This window comes from Sphaerisporangium sp. NPDC004334 (assembly GCF_053602655.1).
In genome coordinates, this window is record NZ_JBSGDZ010000003.1 from 139031 (window position 1) to 157320 (window position 18290).

Genomic DNA, 18290 nt, shown 5'->3' on the forward strand with positions numbered 1-18290 from the left:
GTCACGCCTCCGTCGTTTCGGTACGGGTAGGGGTGGAGCCTCGCAGCGCCTGGACGCCGACCAGGTCGTCGGCCACGGCGTCGGGGACCTCCTGGTCGAAGCGCGCCAGTGCGGGGACGCGGGTCGCGACCAGCACGATCAGCACGATGACGGCACCGAACAGGACGTACATGAGCCCGATGCCGCGGCCGGGGCCGGTGCCGAGGAGCGCCCCGACGGTGGGGGCCAGCGCGCCGCCGCGGGCGAGCAGCGGGTCGAGCACCGCCGCGGCGTACGGGGCGACCAGCCCGAAGCCGATGGGCAGGGTGGACCACGCGATGAGCGTGTTCATGGCGAACACCCGGCCGTGGAACCGCTGCGGCACCTTGACCTGCACGATGGTCGTGTAGATGCCGTTGAGCAGAGTGATCCAGAGCGTCATGCCGCACACCCCGACCGCGATCACGGTCAGATCGGCGCGCAGGCCGGTGACCAGGCAGAAGCAGCCGAGGACCAGCGTGCACAGCAGCACCCCGCGCAGCCGCATGCGGCGCGGGCCGCCCCAGACGATCATGATGAGCGCCCCGGCGAACGTCCCCACCCCGGCCAGGAACGCGATGCGCCCGACGTCGGCGAGGCCGGCGAAGGACAGCACGAGCGGCGAGAACATCAGCAGGAGCGGAGAGAGGAACACGTTCAGCACCACGAAGAACAGCAGCATCGCCACGAACCCGCGGTGCCCGAGGGAGTAGCGCAGCCCGCCCAGGATCTCCGCCTTGATCGACTCGCGGCGCCGCCAGGGCATCGTGGCGGGGAAGCGGACGGCCAGCAGCGTGACGATCGCGACCGCGTAACTGGCGACGTCCAGGACCAGGATGCCGCCGAGCCCGATCCCGGCGAGCAGGCCCACCGCGAAGATCGGCACCAGGAGCTGCGCCGTGCCGTTGCCCAGTTGCATGATCCCGACGGCGTGCCCGAGGTAGTGCTTGGGCACGAGCTGCGGCACCGCCGACATGTAGGCGATGCGCTGGAAGGTGAGGGCGACCGACAGGCAGCCCAGCAGCGGATAGATCAGTCCCACGGACAGGTGGCCGGTCCACAGCAGGACGCCGAACGCGAGCTGGATGGAGAAGGCGGCCACGTCGCCGGCCAGCATCACCCGGCGCCGGCTGGCCCGGTCGACGATCGCCCCCGCGATGGGCGCGGTGAGCAGCCCCGGCACCAGGCCGACGACGGCCATCAGGGCGAACATCGCCACCGACCCGGTCGTGGTGTAGACCCACAGGGGGACCGCGAACTCGGTCAGCGCCGACCCGACGACGGAGGTCAGCTGGCTGAGCGCGACGGCCAGGAAACGCGGGATGCTGGGCCGCACGCCGCCGGAGGTCACCGGCGTGTCCGAGCGGGAGGTGTCGTGCAGCCACCAGGTGGCCTCGGGCTCCCGCGCGCGCCTGTCCCCAGGTTGGGGTTCGGCCAGGGCCTGGTGGGAGGTGGTGCCGTCTCCCGGTCCGGGTTCGGCGGGGGCGCGGTGGTGGGGTGCGGTGACGCCGGGTTCGGCCGGATCCGGGGCGGTGACGTCCGGTCCGGGGGTGGTGAGGGTCTGATGGGTGGTGGTGACGATCTCGGCCAGTTCCTCGGCGCGGTACTTGAGGAAGAAGTGGCCGGCCTCGGCGAGGACGACGACGGCCGTGGCCGGGGTCAGGAAGTGCCACTCCCGGAAGCGTTCCTGGTAGTAGTCCGTCGCCGGGTCCTCGGTCCCCACGACGCTGATCACCGGGGCGCGCAGCCGGTCGGCGCCGCCCTCCAGCAGGCGGGAGTAGTAGTCCTCGGCCTCGCGCGAGTCCCGGCGCATGTTGCGGACGATCCGCCGGGCCTGCGCCGGGTCGATGTCGCCCATCTCCAGGCCCATCGAGATCAGCCAGTTGACGTACCGCTGGTCGCCGCGCAGCCGCTCCGCCTCGGCCAGCCGTGAGATGCGCGACAGCAGCGCCCCGCGCGGCCGGGCGAAGGGGAAGATGCCGCCGATGTAGACCGCGACGAGGTCGCGTCCCGCCGCCTCCAGCCGCCGGGCGAGCTCGACGGTGAGGGCCGAGCCGACACCGCAGTGCCCGTACAGGATGACCGGGCCCTCGACCTTGTCCAGGATCTCGCGGACGCACGCCTCGGCGAGGTCGTCGAACGGCAGCGTGCCCTCATCCACCCCCACGTCGTGGCCGGGGATCGCCACCGACCACAGCGCGTGCCCGTCGGGCAGGGCGTCGGCGAGGGGCTGGTACACCACCGCGCTGCCGCCCCCGTACGGCACGCACACGTAGCTGACCACCGGCGTGGTGCTGCCGGCGGCGCTCAGCCGGTGCAGGAGCTCGCGGGGCCCGCGCCGGTCGGCGGGGACGTCGGCGAGCGCCGCCAGCTCGCGGACGGTGGGGTGCTTGAAGACGTCCATCACGCCGACCTGGCCGTCGACGCGGCCGCGCAGCCGGGCCACGACCTGGATGGCGAGCAGGGAGTGCCCGCCGAGGTCGAAGAAGTCGTCGTCGAGCCCGACGGTCTCCACGCCGAGCAGCTCGGACCAGACCTCGGCGATCGCCAGCTCGGTGGGCGTGACGGGCGGGGCGAACTCGACCGCGGCGTCGCGCCCGGCGACCGGCGCGGGCAGTGCTCCGCGGTCCAGCTTGCCGTTGGGGCTGAGCGGAAGGGCCGCGAGGCCGACGTAGCCGCTGGGCACCATGTAGTCGGGCAGCGTCTTCTTCAGCTCCGCCCGGACGGCGGAGACGTCGGCGCCGTCCGGCACCAGGTAGGCCACCAGGCGGTCCTCGCGGACGATCACGGCGGCGTCCCGCACGTCGGGCAGCGCCCGCAACGCCGCCTCGATCTCGCCGAGCTCGATGCGCAGGCCGCGCAGCTTGACCTGGGTGTCCAGGCGGCCGAGGAACTCAAGCGCCCCGTCGGGCCGGCGCCGGACCAGGTCGCCGGTGCGGTAGAGCCGCGACCCCGGGGGCCCGAACGGGTCGGGGACGAAGCGGTCGGCGGTGAGCGCGGGCCGGTTCAGGTAGCCCCGGGCGAGACCGGCGCCGCCGATGTAGAGCTCGCCGGGCACCCCGATCGGCGCCGGGTCCATGGACTCGCCGAGGACGTACAGGGCGGTGTTGGCGATGGGAGTGCCGATCGGCACTCTGGCCTGCCCGGCCAGGGCCGCGGGCCGGCAGTGCCAGGCGGACACGTCGACGGCCGCCTCGGTCGGCCCGTACAGGTTGTGCAGCTCGGCCGAGGGCAGCGCGGCGACGCAGCGGCGGGCCAGGTCGGCCGGGAGCTCCTCGCCCGAGCAGATCACCCGGCGCAGCGACCCGCAGCCCGCCGCGCCGCTCATGCCCGCCATGCCGGCCATGCCCGTCGCGCCCGCCATGCTCTTCGCGCCGGCCATGCTCGCCGCGCGCGCCATGTCGGCCATGTCGGCCGCGCCGGCCGCGCCTGCGTCGCCCGCCTCGCCGAGGAACACCGCCAGCATCGAGGGCACGAAGTGGGCGGTGGTCACCCCCTCGGTGACGATCAGCTTGCGCAGGTACGCCGGGTCCTTGTGGCCGCCGGGGGTGGCGAGCACCATGCGCGCGCCCTGGCGCAGCGGCCAGAACAGCTCCCACACCGACACGTCGAAGCTCAGTGGGGTCTTCTGGGCGACGACGTCGCCGGCGTCGAGACCGAAGCGTTCCTGCATCCAGTCGAGGCGGTTGGCGATGCCGCCATGGGTGTTGGGCACGCCCTTGGGCCGTCCCGTGGAGCCGGAGGTGTAGATGACGTAGGCGACGTCGCCGGGACGCGCCTCCGGCAGCGGCCCGGAGGCGCCGGTCCAGGCGTCCGGGTCCAGGACGTCGTCCAGGTCGAGGACGCGCGCCGTCGTGGCCGGGAGCGTGGGCCGGATCCGCCGCTGGGTGAGCAGTACGGCGGGAGCGGCGTCCGTCAGCATGAACGACACCCGGTCCGCCGGGTAGTCGGGATCGACCGGCAGGTAGGCCGCGCCCGCCTTGAGCACGCCGAGCAGAGCGGGAAGCAGTTCCAGCGACCGCTCGGCGCAGACGGCGACCACCGAGCCCACGCCCACCCCGAGGCCGCGCAGCGTGTGCGCGACGCGGGTGGCGGCCGCGTCCAGTTCTCGGTACGACAGCGAACGCCCCTCGAACCGGACCGCGACCGCGTCCGGCGTGCTCGCCGCCCGTGCCGCGATCGGCCCGTGCAGGGTCGCCTCGCCGGGGTACTCCGTGGCGGTGTCGTTCCAGCCGTCGACGACCAGGCGCCGCTCGTCCTCGGTGAGCAGGTCGACGCGCGACAGGGGGAGCTCGGGCCGGGCGGCCACCCGCTCCAGCAGGGTCCGCAGGTGTTCGGCCAGGCGCTCGACCGTGGCCGCCTCGAACAGGTCGGTGTTGTAGACCAGCAGCCCCGACAGGCCCCCCTCGGAGTCGTCGGCGAGGTAGAGCTCCAGGTCGTAGCGGGTCGCCCAGGCGTCCACCGGGAAGTCGGCCACGCTCAGCCCGCCGGGCGGCCGCACCGCCCCGGTGCGGTAGTTCTGCATGGCGAAGATGACCCCGAACAGCGGCGAACGAGACACGTCGCGGGGCAGGTCGAGTTCGGCGACGAGCTGCTCGAACGGCAGGTCCTGGTGGGCGAAGGCGTCCACGGACATGTCCCGCACCCGGTCGAGCAGCTCGCCGAAGCTCGGGTCGCCCGACAGGTCCACCCGCATCGTCAGCATGTTGACGAAGCAGCCGATCACCCCGTCCAGCTCCGGCAGCCGGCGTCCGGCGACCGGGGAGCCGACGGCCACGTCGGTGGCGCCCGCGTACCGGCCGAGCAGCGCGCCGAGCGCGGCGAGCACGGTCATGTACGGCGTGGCCCGGTGCTCGCGGCCCAGCCGGGCCAGCGCCCCGGTCAGCTCGGCGCCGAGCGGGAAGGCGTGCGCGGCGCCGGCGTAGGTGCGCTCGGGCGGACGGGGAAGGTCGGTCGGCAGGTCGAGCGGTTCCAGCCCGGCCAGCCGCTCCCGCCAGAACGCGAGCTCGCGCCGCGGCGGTTCCAGGCTCCGCTGCCAGGTCGCGTAGTCGCCGTACCCCACCTCGGGCGCCGCGGGGACCGTGCCTTCGTACCGGGCGAAGACCTCGCCCACCAGCAGTTCGGCCGACCAGCCGTCGGCGGCGATGTGGTGCACGCCGATCACCAGCACGTGGTCGTCCTCGGCCAGCCTGACCAGCAGCGCCCGCGCCACCGGACCGGTGGCCAGGTCGAACGGCACCGCGAGGAACTCCTCGGCCAGCGCCTTTGCGGCGGCCTCGCCGGGAGCGTCGCGCACGGTCAGCGGCAGGGTGGCGGCGTCGTCGGTCACCGCCTCCGGGCGGCCGTCCCAGGTCGCCGGGTAGCGCGTGCGCAGCACGTCGTGCCCGGCCGCGACGCCGGCGAGCGCGGCGGCCAGCCGATCCGGGTCCAGCGGGCCGCGCAGCCGGAGCCTGAGCGGGATGGTGAGCTGGGTGGTGCCGGGCGCGAACTGCTCCAGGAACCACAGCCGCTCCTGGGCGTGCGACAGCACGGGCGGCTCCCCGGCGGGACGCGCCGGGATGGTCCGCCGCGGCGCCGCCGCCGCCCCTTTGCGCAACCGCCGCGCCAGCAACTCCCGCTTGGTCGCCGACAGCCCGTCCCGGCCACCGGTCGGCACTTCTTGGCCGACTGTCGGCGCGTTCCCGCCGGCGGGCGATTCGTCCTCGTTCGCCGATGGCCCGCCTCGGTCGCCGGGCGGTTCGCCGCCCGTCGGCAGGCCGTCGTGGCCTGTGGGCTCGTCCTCGGTGGCCGGCCGTTCGCCGGCGCCGGTGCGCGTGCCGCTCAATGGAGGACCTCCGTGTCCAGCAGGCGGGCGGCTTCGGCTTCCGACAGGCCGGAGAGCTGCTCGACCAGCAGGTTCTCCACCGCCTCCGCCAGCCCGGCGACGGTCGGCCGGTCGAACACCGTGCGGATCGGCACCTCGAGGTCGACGGCGTCGCGCAGCAGGGCCGCCACCCTGATCACCAGCAGCGAGTGGCCGCCCAGGGCGAAGAAGTCGTCGAACGCGCCGACGACCTCCAGGCCGAGCACCTCCGCCCACACTCCGGCGACCAGGACCTCCGCGTCGGTACGGGGGGCCACGAACGCGATGGCGGGCGCCGGCGCGGGCGCCGGCAGCGCCGCCAGGTCCACCTTGCCGGTGACAGTGAGCGGCAGCGCGTCCATCGCCACCCACGCCGTGGGCACCAGGTGCGGCGGCAGGGTGGCCGACAGCAGTCGTCGCAGATCGTCCGGGTCGGCGGTACCGGTCACGTACGCCACCAGCCGGTCGCCGTCGGCGACCACCGCGGCCTGGCGCACCAGCGGGTCGGCCAGCAGGGCCGCCTCGACCTCTCCCGGCTCCACCCGGAAGCCGCGCACCTTGGCCTGGCCGTCGAAGCGGCCCAGGAACTCAAGGGTCCCGTCGGGCCGCCACCGCGCCCGGTCGCCGGTCCGGTACAGCCGGGAACCCGGCGGGCCGTACGGATCGGGGACGAACCGGTCCGCGGTCAGCGCCGGACGGCCGAGGTACCCGCGCGCCAGCCCGGCCCCGCCCAGGTACAGCTCGCCGGGGACGCCCGGCGGCACCGGCTCGCCGTGCGGGCCGAGGACGTGCGCGGTCGCGCCGGCGATGGGCCGCCCGATGGACGGACGCCGGCCGGCGTCGGCGGCGCCGAGCGCGGCGGCCGTGGCGATGACGGTCGCCTCCGTCGGCCCATAGGTGTTGACCAGGCGGACCCGGTCGCCGAAGCGGTCCCGCCAGCGGGCGACGGCGGCGGCGTGCGCCTGCTCACCACCGATGATCACCAGGCGCAGCCGTTCCGGCCAGGTCAGGTCGTCGAGCGCCTCGGTGAGCCGGTGCCAGTAGGCCGTCGGCAGGTCCAGCACGGTGACGTCCTGGCCGGCGGGGGTGCGCAGCACGTCCGGCAGGGTGGCGGCGCCGTCGGGCAGCAGTAGTACCGACGCCCCCGCCGTCAGCGCCGGGTACAGCTCCTCGGCGTGGGCGTCGAAGCTGAGCGAGGCGAACTGGACGACCCGGTCGCCGGGAGCGAGGCCGTAGGCCTCCCGCATCCAGCGCACGCGTCCGGCCAGGGCGCCGTGCTCGACCAGCACGCCCTTGGGACGGCCGGTCGATCCCGAAGTGTAGATCACGTACGCCGGGTCCCCCGGCTCGACGGCCCGCCACGTGTCGTCACCAGATTCGGCGACCGACCGCGTGGGGTCAACCGGCTCGACGGCCCGCCACGTGTCGTCACCAGGCTCGGCGACCGACCGCGTGGGGTCACCGGGCTCGGCCGTCGGCCGCGTGAGGTCGCCCGGTTCGGCGGCCGGTCGTGTGTCGTCGCCGAGCCGGGTCGTCCGCCGCGTGTCCCCGCCGGTGTCCGGCTCGGACGGGGCGGTGAGCAGGGGAGTGCCCGGTGGCAGGCGGTGGGCGAGCGCTTCGGCGGTGACGACCAGGCGGGCGCCGCTGTCGCCGACCAGGAACGCCAGGCGCTCGTCCGGGTACTCCGGATCGAGCGGCAGGTAGGCGGCCCCGGCCCGCCAGACGGCGAGCAGCGCGACCAGCGCCTCGACCGAGCGGCCGAGGCAGACGCCGACGACCGCGCCCGGGACCACCCCGCGCCGCCGCAGGGCCGCGGCCAGCCGCGCCGTCCGCGCGTCGAGTTCGCCGTAGCCCACCTGCTGGTCTCCGCAGAGCAGCGCCGTGGCGTCGGGCGTCGCGGCGGCCATCCGCGCGAACAGCGCCGGGACCGTCTCCACGGCGGCCTCCGGGGAGTCCTGGGCCGTGGGGGCGTCGGGTAGATCGTCTCCGCCCGTGCGGCTCGCGGCGAGGAGGGTCTCGTCGGTGGGGGTCAGCATCGGCAGGCGGGAGATCGGGGTGGCGGGGGCGTCGGCGATGCCGCGCAGGAGGGTGGCGAACCGCTCGGCGAGAGCTTCGACGGTCGCCGCCTGGAACAGGGTGGCGTCGTAGCCGAGCACGGCCAGCAGGCCCTCGCCCTGGCGCCAGGTCTCCAGGGCCAGGTCGAACTTGGCCTGCCGGTACCCGCCGTCGAACAGCTCCACCCGCAGGTCGCCGACGCGCTCGGGCGGGGCGCCGTCACCGGCCTGGCTGTGCAGGATGATCATGGTGGACAGGAGCGGGTTGTGGTGGACGTCCCGCGGCACGCCGAGCTCTCCGACCAGCCGCTCGAACGGCACCGTGCGGTGCGCGTGCGCCTCCAGCACCGTGCGGCGGGTGGCGTCGAGCAGATCGGCGAAGGCCGGGTCCTCGGCGAGATCGCCGCGCAGCACCAGGGTGTCGGTGAGGTAGCCGACGACCGGTTCGAACTCCACCCGGTCGCGAACCGCCCAGGGCGTGCCGACCAGGATGTCGTCCTGTCCACTGTGCCGGGCCAGCAGCACCTGGTAGGCGGCGGCCAGCACCATGAACAGGGACGCGCCGTGCTCCTGCGCCAGCCGTTCCAGCCGGGCGACGACCTGCTCGGGGATCGGGAACGGGTGGAAGGCCCCCTCGGGCCGCCGTCCCCGGGGCAGATCGGTGGGCAGTTCGAGCGCCGGCGGCGCGGCGAGCTTGCGCCGCCAGTACTCCAGCGCCTCGTCGGCGGCCGGTCCCGACTCCTGTTCCCGCTGCCACAGGGCGATGTCGCCGTACTGGACCGGGAGCGCGGCCAGCCTCGGCTCGCGCCCCTCCGCCCCGGCCTGGTAGAGCGCGAACAGGTCGTCGAGCATGATCCCGAGGGACCACCCGTCGGTGATGATGTGGTGCAGCACGAAGCAGAGCACGTGGTCGTCCGGGCCCAGGGCCAGCAGGCTGACCCGCAGCGGCGGCGACCCGGCCAGGTCGAAGGGCGCGTTGGTGCGCGCGGCGACCAGGCTCCGGGCGCGGTCCTCGGCGTCGGCGAACGAGGTGAGGTCGAGCCGTTCGACCGGGACCGGGCCGGGCGGGTGGACGACCGTCACCGGCTCGCCGTCGGCGCCGCCGTCGGAGAAGGAGGTCCGCAGGCTCTCGTGCCGTGCCACCACCGCGTCCAGGGCGGCGTCGAGCGCGCCGGCGTCGAGCGCGCCACGCAGCCGCAGCACCAGATACATGTTGTACGAGGCATCCTCGGGATCGAAGCGCTGCAGGAACCACAGCCGCTGTTGCGCCGGCGACATCGGCGGCTGGACTCCGGCCGGGCGGGGCCGCACTCCTGCGGGCTCGGGCGCCTCCTCTTGCGGGCCCCCGGCCTCCTCGCGCAGGCTCGCGATCTCCTCGGCGACCCCGATGACGGTGGGGTCGTCGAAGAAGGCGTCGAGCGACATCTCGACCCCGAGGCGTTCCCTGATCCGCGCGGTGATCTGGGTGATGGTGATGGAGTGCCCGCCGAGGTCGAACAGGTCGTCCTCGTCGCCGATGTCGTCGAGCTCCAGCACCTCCCGCCAGATCTGCCGGATCTCCTCGACCAGCCCGGCGTCCCCGTCCTCGCCCAGCCCTGCGACCCCGTCCTCGCTCGGGGTGCCACGGTGGCCGCCGTCGGAGGCCGCCGCCGGTTCGGGCAGGGCCGCGCGGTCGAGCTTGCCGACCGGGTTCAGCGGCAGGGCGTCCAGCATGACGTACGCGGTGGGCAGCATCGGCCGGGGCAGCGTCCGGCCCAGGTGGGTGGTCAGCGCCCCGGGTTCGGGGGACGTGCCCGCCGCCGGCACGACGTACGCGACCAGCCGTGCCTCGCCGGCGTGCGTGCCGGCACCCGAGCCCAAGCCCGTGCCTACGTCCGTGCCCGCACTCGTGCCTACGTCCGTGCCTATGTCCGCGCGCGCGTCCGTGCCCGTGAGCAGAACGGCGGCCTCGGCGACCTGCGGGTGGTCGAGCAGGCGGGCCTCGATCTCGCCGAGCTCTATGCGGTGGCCGAGCAGCTTGACCTGGCCGTCCTGGCGGCCGAGGAACTCGATCTCGCCGTCCGGCCGGTGGCGGGCGAGGTCGCCGGTCCGGTACAGCCGCGACCCCGGTGGTCCGAAGGGGTCGGGGACGAACCGCTCCGCCGTGCGGCCCGGTCGGCCCCGGTAGCCGCGCGCCACTCCGGCGCCGCCGATGCACAGTTCACCGGCCACGCCCGTGGGCACCGGGCGCAGCGTCTCGTCCAGCAGGTACACCTGGGTGTTGGCGATCGGCCCTCCGATCGTGACGACCTCATCCGGCCCGCCCGGCTCGCCGAGGGTGCTCCAGATGGTGGTCTCGGTCGGGCCGTACACGTTGAAGACGCGACCGAACCGGGCCCGCAGTTCTCCCGCGAGCCGGGGTGGCAGCGCCTCCCCGCCGGTGAGCGCGGTCGCCCCCGAGATGCCACCGGGCAGCAGCAGCCGCCACACCGACGGGGTGGCCTGCACGTACGTGACGCCCTGCTCGGCGACCAGGCGGGCCAGCGCCTCCGGGCGGCGCACGGCGCCGGGGGCGGCGACGACGACCGTGCCTCCGGTGACCAGCGGCAGGTAGAGCTCCAGGGCGCTGATGTCGAACGCGGGCGAGGTGAGCGCGAGCCAGCGGTCGCCGGGCCCCGAGCCGAGCCGGTCGCGCATCGAGAGCAGCAGGTTCGCCAGGTTGCCGTGCTCGACCTCGACGCCCTTCGGGCGGCCGGTCGATCCCGAGGTGTAGATGACGTAGGCGAGTTCTCCCGGTGAGGGCGGAGTCAGCTCGTCCTCTCCGGCCGGGTCCGCGTCCTGTTCCTCGTCGTCGACGAGAAGGACCGGCCCCGGCAGGGCGCAGGGCACGGCGGTGTCCGACAGCACCAGCCGCGGCCGGGCGTCCTCCACGATCATGGCGAGCCGTTCCGCCGGATGGTCGGGGTCCAGCGGCAGGTACGCGGCGCCCGCCTTGTGCACGGCGAGCAGTGCGGCCGGCAGCGTGTCCGAGCGCGGCAGGCACACCGCGACGAGGTCGCCGCGGCGCACTCCGGCCCGCCGCAGGCGCCGCGCGATCCGGCCGGCCGCCGCCTCCAGCCCGGCGAAGGTCAGCGAGCGGTCGCCGAAGGTCACCGCCACCGCGCCGGGGCGAGCCCGTACCTGCTCGGCGAACAGGTCGTGCAGCGTATCCGCGCCGTAGTCCGCCGCAGTGGCGTTCCACTCGGTGACCAGCCGCGACCGCTCGGCCGGGGAGACGACCTCAAGATCGGCGAGGCGGACCTCGGGGTCGGCGGCGGCGTGGCCGAGCAGCGCGCGCAGGCCGTCGCGGAACCGTTCGACGGCACCGCGGTCCAGCGCTGTGGGGTCGAACCTCAGGCAGGTGGCGAGACCGTCGGGGCCGTCCACGAACTGCAGGTGCAGGGCGTTGCGCACGCCCCCGCCGAACATCGTCCAGTCGGCCGACACCGCGAGACCGGGGAACTCCGGCTCGGCTTCCCGCCTGCGGTAGCTGATCGACACCGGCGCCACGGCGGCGCGCGACGCCTGGCCGAGCGCCCGGGTGAGCGGCACCTCCCGGTGCGCGTACAGCTCGCGCAGCCCGGCACGGACCTCCCGGACGAACGCGTCGAAGCTCTGCCCGGGCTCCGGGCGTGCGGTGACGGGCAGTTCGTTGACGAACGGCCCGATGAGGTCGCGGGCCGCGGGCCCGCGCGTCGTGACGTCGATCATGACGGCCGGGTTGTCGGCGCCGTACCTGAACAGCAGCGCCTGCACAGCGGCGACGAGCGTCTCGAAGACCGTCGCGCCGGCCGTCCGCGCCACCTCGGCGGCGCGGCGGCGTAACTCGTCGTCGGCGCCCCCGCCGATCTGCTCACCGGGGCCGTAGCGGCTCGCCGTGCGCCGCTGCCCGGGCAGCGCGAGGTCGGCGGGCTCGCTCCAGCGTTCCGACCAGAACGCGCGGGCCGCGGGCAGCGCGGCCGAGATCCGGTCCTGCTCGTCGCGGGCCGCGTCGGCGAAGGACAACGGCTGCCGGGGCGCGGTCGCCTCGGCGTAGTACCGGGCCAGGTCGCGGACCAGGATGTCCTTGGACATGCCGTCGAAGACCAGGTGGTGGGCGACGAACAGCAGCAGGTGCCGTCGTGGGCCCGCAGGGGCCAGGACGAACCTGGCCGGCGGGCCCTTCTCCAGGTCGAAGGCGCGGGCGGTCTCCTCGGCGATGAGCCGGTCGAGGGCCGCAGGGGAGGGATCGGGCAGTTCGACCACGGTGACCGGCGGCTCCGCGGCCTCGGCCAGGTGGAGCCCGTCACCGTCCTGCACGACGGTGGTGGCGAGCACAGGATGGCGGGCCACCACGCCGGCGCACGCCGACAGCAGCGCGGACACGTCGAGGTCGCCGTCGAACCACAGGGCGAGCGGCATGTGGTACGCCGTACCGGCGCCCCGCCGCGCGCCGATCCAGATGCCCTGCTGGGCGGGCGAAGCCGGACTTCTCTGCTCTCGGTGGGTCATGTGCGTTCTCTCCGGTCCATACGCGTGAGTCGCCGGGGTGCCCGCAGGCCACCACCCGCCGCGTCGCTCCGAAACATTTTTCCCCCAGCACCGCTATTTCGGCCCACCGCACCCCGCAGATGGGCATAGAAGTACCAGTTCATCCGGTTTTAGGGATCGCCAGAACTCCTGGTATCGGCAGAATAGGCACACAGGCGGGGAAGAAACAGAGAAAAATCGAAAGTTGTGAACCGAAACTTTTCGGACTACTTCACGCTGTCGGACGGCCACCTTCGGTGCGACCGCTGACCCGCCCGGGGGTAACGGTAAGGCTCTGCAGGGTCCGGTCGGTAGGCCGCCGCTATAGGACGTCCGCCGTCAGGCGAGACCGGTGCTGCAGTCCCCGGTCAGCCCGGTGCTCCCCACCATCCAGCACGACCTGCGCACCACGCAGAGCACCGTCACCTGGGGGCTGATCGCCTGGCTGCTGTCGGCCTCGATCGCCACCCCGCTCCTCGGCCGCATCGGCGACATGATCGGCAAGGAGCGCACGCTGCTCGTCGCGCTCGGCGCCATCGCGGCCGGAGACGCGGTCGCCGCGCTGGCCCCCAACATCGCCGTCCTCATCGCCGGCTACCTCAGCGGCCCCATCGCGCCGTTCCTCGGGGTCAAGGCCCAGCTCGTGTGGGGCTCGGTCTTCTGCCTGGTCGCCAGCGCGGCGCTGGCCGCCTTCCACGACCGGCCCTGGCAGATCGCGGTGGCCCTGATCGTGCCCTCCGCCCGCCGCCTCGTTACCGCGCACGGGCCGGAGCGGCGGGAGGCGCTCAGCGAGGCCTCCGCTCGATGACGGCCTGACGACCCGCCGGCGGGAGGCTCAGTCGCGGCCCGGGCGCGCCGTCCTTCTCCGCCGGGAGGAGAGCCGGAGGACGGCGGCTCCGGCGATCACGGCAGCCACGCCGCCCGCCGCCGCGATGCCCAGGACCCGGGTGTCGGCACCGGTGAAGGGCAGGCCGCCGGATCGTGCGGGCGCGGGCAGCGGGGCGGGCGCGGGGGCGGGTGCCGGAGCAGGAGCGGGGGCAGGAACGCCGCCTCGAGCTCGCCCGTGTGTCGCCGCCGATTCTTCGGCGCGCCTCGACCGATGCCCGGCGCCGCCGTTCTCGCCGATCTCGATCGAGGTCGGATCGGACCCGTCGATCGTCGCGACGTCCATGCCCCAGGTGTCCCAGGCCGGGTCGTACCCGTACGTCTCGCGGTCGTCGGACTCACCGGCCGTCGGTGTCCCGGCGCCGGTGTTCTCGGGTTCGCCGGTGGGCGCCCCGCCCCCGCCGGGCTCGGGCGCGGTGGGCCGGAGAGTCGGCGCGCCGCTGGGCGGCAGCACGCGCACCATCACCTCGACCGAGCCCAGGTCGTACTCCGCCCTGCCGGGGCTCTCCTGGTCCGGCCCGCTCCGGCCGTCACCGTCCGACGCGGCCGGAGACGCAGCCGGAGACGGGGCCGGAGGTGCGGCCAGAGGTAGAGCCGGAGGTGCGGCCGGAGACGGGGATGGAGCCGTCGCGGACGCCGCCATGGGCGCGGACAGGACGAACATGACCGCCATCTCGAACCCGATCGCGGTTGACGCGAGCCGACCACCCATGATTTCCCCCGATTATCACCATAAATTCGTTCATTGGCTACAGATGCACCATGTACGCCCTATCTTGCTTTTCCCGATTTTCCCGGGATATCACGTGACTATGTCGATGGCGCCGCATCCGGTAAACGGCATATATTCGATTTGAGTCGTAATGGATGACCGAGTTCGTCGCCGGAGGTAGTGGTCGCCGTCAAGAACGGCGCGTCCGCCCGGCGGAGGATGCCATCACCACCAACCACCGCATCATCGTGCCGTTCGTCCGGCCCGACACCTACAGCGGAATCCTGGATTACGTCGCGACCACTTTGTGACGCCCGCCGGGCGCCGCCCGCCCGCCGGGCGCCGCCCGCGCGACGGCGACCCGGGGCGCACTTCGTTAAAGACTGCTTGCCGCCCGCGCGGCGCGGACGCCGAATTCGGGCCGGGCGCCGTTATCGTGCGAGTCGCCGCCCGCATCCGGGAAACCGGCGCCGAAGCGGCTTTCGCGATCGAAGGGTAGTGGTCGATGGAACCTCCGGCCGTCCACGGACGGGAAACCGCCGCCTCCGCCGTCCGAGGCCGGACGGCCGCCCGCATCGGCGTGGCCGTCGCGCTCGCCCTGCTGCCGCCGGGGACCGCGGCGGCTCACGCCGCGACCCCGCACCCCGCCAAGCCGAAGAAGGACTACGCGCTGCGCATCGGCATCGACAACGGGCTCGCCGGCGTGGCGCCGGGCGACCGCGTGACGTACACGATCAAGGTGACCAACACCGGGAACGCCGACACTCCGCCCCTGCTGCTCACCCAGACCCTGATTCCCGGCGTCCGGCTCGTCTCCTCGGCTCCCAAGGGCAAGGTGACCGGCGGCCGCGTCACCTGGAGCGGGAAGGTGCCGGCCGGCGGGACCGGCCGGTACAGCGCCACCGTCCAGGTCGGCGCGCTGCCCTCGGGCACCCAGCGGCTCGCCGCGGTCGCCTGCGCCACCACCAAGGGGAGCAGGCGGCCGATCGTCTGCGCCGCCGACTCCGACCGGCTGCCCGCACCGGCGGCCGGCGGCCGTCCGGGGTCCTCGACGGCCCTGTGGTACGGCGCCGGGGGCGCCGCGGCCGCGCTGGCGGCACTGATGGGCGTCCTGCTGCGGCGCGCGACCCTGCGGCGCAGGGAGCGGACGGCCCGGCGGTAGCCTTGAGCCGTCCGCAGGTGAGACCGCAGCAGGGGGCAGGGTGAAGCTTCTCCACTCAGGGAAGGTCCGCGACGTCTACGAGGACCGCGGGGACATCATCCTCGTCGCCTCCGACCGGGTCTCGGTGTACGACGCGATCCTGCCGACTCTCATCCCCGACAAGGGCAAGATCCTCACGCGGCTCTCGCTGTGGTGGTTCGAGCAGCTCGCCGACATCGTGCCCAACCACGTCATCTCGGCGACCGACGTGCCCGAGAAGTTCGCCGGCCGCGCGGTGCGCTGCCGCAGGCTCGACATGGTGCAGGTCGAGTGCATCGCGCGCGGCTACCTGGCCGGGCTGGGCCTGCAGGAGTACCGCGCGCGGGGCTCGGTGTCCGGCGTGGCGCTGCCGCCGGGGCTCCTTGAGGGGTCCAAGCTGCCCGAGCCGGTCTTCACTCCCACCACCAAGGCGCAGCTCGGCGCGCACGACGAGTTCATCACCTTCGACGACGTGGTCGCCCAGGAAGGCGCCGAGGCCGCGGAGGAGCTGCGCCGACTCACCCTTGCCATCTACCGGCGCGGCGCCGAGCTCGCCTCCGCGCGGGGCGTCGTCATCGCCGACACCAAGCTGGAGTTCGGCAGGGCCGCCGACGGCACGCTCGTGCTGGCCGACGAGGTGCTCACCTCCGACTCCTCGCGCTTCTGGCCGGCCGACCGGTGGGAGCCCGGCCGCCCGCAGTACGCCTTCGACAAGCAGCTCGTCCGCGACTGGGCCACCGGCACCGGGTGGGACAAGAAGGAGCCCGCCCCCGAGCTGCCCGGCGAGATCGTCGAGCTCACCCGCGCCCGCTACATCGAGGCCTACGAGCGCATCACCGGCACGACCTGGTGACCCGGCCCGGCTCCTCCGGGGGAGAAGCCTCGGAGGGCAGGGCGAGCCGCTGCTGTTCCTCCTCCACGATCCGCCGCGCCAGCGTCTGCTCCGAGATGTCGACCGCGTCGGGCGTGGACTCGGCCAGGTCGCTGCGCCGGGCGTAGGCGTCGAAGATCTTCGTCTTGTCGCGGAGGATGTCCAGCATCCGCTGGTCGACGCTGTCGGCGGTCAGCAGGCGGTGCGCCTGCACCTTGCGGGTCTGGCCCATGCGGTGCGCCCGGCCGACCGCCTGGCTCTCCATCGTGGGCTTGACCTGCGGCTCGCAGATGATGACGACGGAGGCCGCCTGCAGGTTCAGCCCGAGGCCGCCGGCCTGGATCTGACCGAGCAGCACGGCGTGCCCGCGCGCGGCGCTGAACGCGTCGACGGCCCGCTGCCGGGCGGCGGCCGGCAGGTCGCCGGTGATCGGCCCGTGCGCGCGGCCGTCCAGCGCCCGGTGGACGGCGGCCACGACGTCGCGGAAGTAGGAGAACACCACCACCTTCAGCCCGTTGCCCGCGGCCTCCTCCACCAGCTCCAGCAGCCGCTGGAGCTTGGCCGAGGACTCCGGAACGGCGTAGGCCGCGCGGCGCATCGCCATGAAGTTCCCCTCGGCCACGGCGGCCCGGTAGGCGGCCAGGTCGGCCGGGCTGAACTCCTCCCACTCGTCCACCATGACCAGGTCGGGCAGCTCGGTGAGGACGTCTTCCTGGTTGCGGCGCAGGTAGATGGGCGCCACCGCCCTGCGGAAGGACTGCGGGCCCGCCGCCGCGTCACCGCCCCGCACGGCGGGCACCATGTCGGGCCGCAGGTGGCCGACCAGACTGCGGAACTCCTCCAGGCGGTTCTCCATCGGCGTCCCGGTCAAGAACAGCACGCGGTCGGTGCGGGCGCACCACTCGGCCACCGCCTGCGAGCGGCGCGCCGCCGGGTTCTTGACGTAGTGCGCCTCGTCCACCACCAGCATGCCCACGCCGACCTCCGCGGGGACCGGCAACCGGTGCAGTGAGTCGATGGTGGTCACGGCGACGCCGCCGGTGCGGGCCCACTCGGCGACGGCCGCGCCCCGGTCGGGGCCGTGCAGGCGGTAGGCCTTCAGCGTGCTGCGCGACTCGACCTCGCGCGTCCAGTTGATCAGGACGCTGGCAGGGCAGGCGACCAGGAAGTGCCGGTCCCCGCGCGCACTGAGGTGGGCGATGGCCGCGATGGCCTGGACCGTCTTGCCCAGTCCCATCTCGTCCCCCAGGATCACCCTGCGCTGGGCGAGGGCGAAGCGCGCGCCGAACGCCTGGTAGCCGCGCAGGGACACCCTGCGGTGGGCGTCGTCCAGCTCCTGGGCCCGCACGCGCGCCGAGACGGCGTCGGGCAGGAAGCCCTCGGCGGCCACGCGGTCGGGCTCCAGGGCGGCGATCTCGGCCAGCAGGTTGTAGTACTCCGGCGGGCGCAGCTCGAAGTCGGCCCACGCCTCGATGTCGGACGCCTGGGGGCGCAGCAGGTCCACCGAGGCCTGGGCGAGCAGCAACCGCGCCCCGGACGCGTCGGCCTCGGAGAGCAGGCGGGCCACCTCGGCGACCGCCTCCCGCGCCTGCCGGCGGCCGTCCCGGCCCGCGACCAGCATCCGCAGCCGGCCGCGCGCGGGCCGCGCCGCCGGCAGGGGCGCGGCCAGCCCGTCCTGGACCGCCCTGGCCGCGCGGACCGCCCGAGGCAGGTCGGGACCGGCGGCGACCAGCCGGTGCAGAGCGACCAGCAGCGCCGTGGTCTCGGCGTCGTCGCGCCGGTCCACGTCGACGCGCACGGCCACCGTCTCCTCGGCCGCCCTGGCGATCTGCGCGGCGGCGGCGTGCACCTGCGCCGCGGTGCGCGCGCCGATTCCGGGGAGCAGCTGCAACGCGTACGGGGTGGCGTCCAGGACGTCCAGCACCGTCGTGTACCCGGCCTGTTCGAGCGTGCCGAGCCGCAGCCGGCCCTGCGTGACGTCCTTGAGCCGCGCCACCGGGATCGCGGCCAGGTCGGACCGCGCCGAGCGGGCGCGCAGCGACGACAGCGCCCGCTGGACCTCGGCCCGCGCCGCGGCCTCGTCGGCGCTCAGCGCCCGCGCGGCGGCGAGCAGGCGCTCGGCGTCGGCGAGGAGGTCCCTCACCTCCTGGGGTGTGGCCGGCGCAGGCATGGACGGCCTGGTCTCCGTTGCCCTGTGCCCG

General features: G+C 74.3%; 8 protein-coding genes. 4 read left to right on the forward strand and 4 right to left on the reverse strand.

The window, feature by feature from the left end; genetic code table 11:
• Nucleotide 1: 1 nt before the first annotated feature.
• Both ACWEN6_RS04300 and ACWEN6_RS04305 read right to left on the reverse strand, forming a co-directional pair.
• A complete protein-coding gene (locus ACWEN6_RS04300; RefSeq protein WP_452568898.1) occupies nt 2-5842 on the reverse strand; it encodes an MFS transporter in 5841 nt (1946 codons plus the stop codon).
• Nucleotides 5839-12423, reverse strand: a complete 6585-nt coding sequence (locus ACWEN6_RS04305; protein ID WP_452568899.1) for an amino acid adenylation domain-containing protein — start codon at nt 12421-12423, stop codon at nt 5839-5841. The genes ACWEN6_RS04300 and ACWEN6_RS04305 overlap by 4 nt, the downstream gene beginning before the upstream one ends.
• Before the next feature lie 370 nt (nt 12424-12793).
• Between ACWEN6_RS04305 and ACWEN6_RS04310 the strand changes: the two genes are divergently transcribed.
• Nucleotides 12794-13249: an MFS transporter gene (locus ACWEN6_RS04310; protein WP_452568900.1), complete on the forward strand. Its 456-nt coding sequence runs from the start codon at nt 12794-12796 to the stop codon at nt 13247-13249.
• Nucleotides 13250-13276: 27 nt separating this feature from the next.
• On the opposite strand, the gene ACWEN6_RS04315 is transcribed toward ACWEN6_RS04310, so the two are convergent.
• Nucleotides 13277-13789, reverse strand: a complete 513-nt coding sequence (locus ACWEN6_RS04315; RefSeq protein WP_452568901.1) for a hypothetical protein — start codon at nt 13787-13789, stop codon at nt 13277-13279.
• Between the two features lie 404 nt (nt 13790-14193).
• Here ACWEN6_RS04315 and ACWEN6_RS04320 point away from each other — a divergent pair, with 404 nt between their 5' ends.
• The 3 genes from ACWEN6_RS04320 to ACWEN6_RS04330 all read left to right on the forward strand — a co-directional run bounded on the left by ACWEN6_RS04320 (nt 14194) and on the right by ACWEN6_RS04330 (nt 16071).
• Nucleotides 14194-14349 carry a hypothetical protein gene (locus ACWEN6_RS04320; protein WP_452568902.1) on the forward strand — a complete coding sequence of 52 codons (156 nt, stop codon included), beginning with the start codon at nt 14194-14196 and terminating at the stop codon, nt 14347-14349.
• 194 nt (nt 14350-14543) lie between these two features.
• Nucleotides 14544-15200: a hypothetical protein gene (locus ACWEN6_RS04325; RefSeq protein WP_452568903.1), complete on the forward strand. Its 657-nt coding sequence runs from the start codon at nt 14544-14546 to the stop codon at nt 15198-15200.
• Between the two features lie 40 nt (nt 15201-15240).
• The gene (locus ACWEN6_RS04330) at nt 15241-16071 is read left to right on the forward strand and encodes a phosphoribosylaminoimidazolesuccinocarboxamide synthase (RefSeq protein WP_452568904.1); all 831 of its coding nucleotides are present in this window, start codon (nt 15241-15243) and stop codon (nt 16069-16071) included.
• Here ACWEN6_RS04330 and ACWEN6_RS04335 read toward each other — a convergent pair.
• Nucleotides 16052-18232: a DEAD/DEAH box helicase gene (locus ACWEN6_RS04335; protein ID WP_452568905.1), complete on the reverse strand. Its 2181-nt coding sequence runs from the start codon at nt 18230-18232 to the stop codon at nt 16052-16054. The genes ACWEN6_RS04330 and ACWEN6_RS04335 overlap by 20 nt on opposite strands.
• Between the last annotated feature and the right edge of the window lie 58 nt (nt 18233-18290).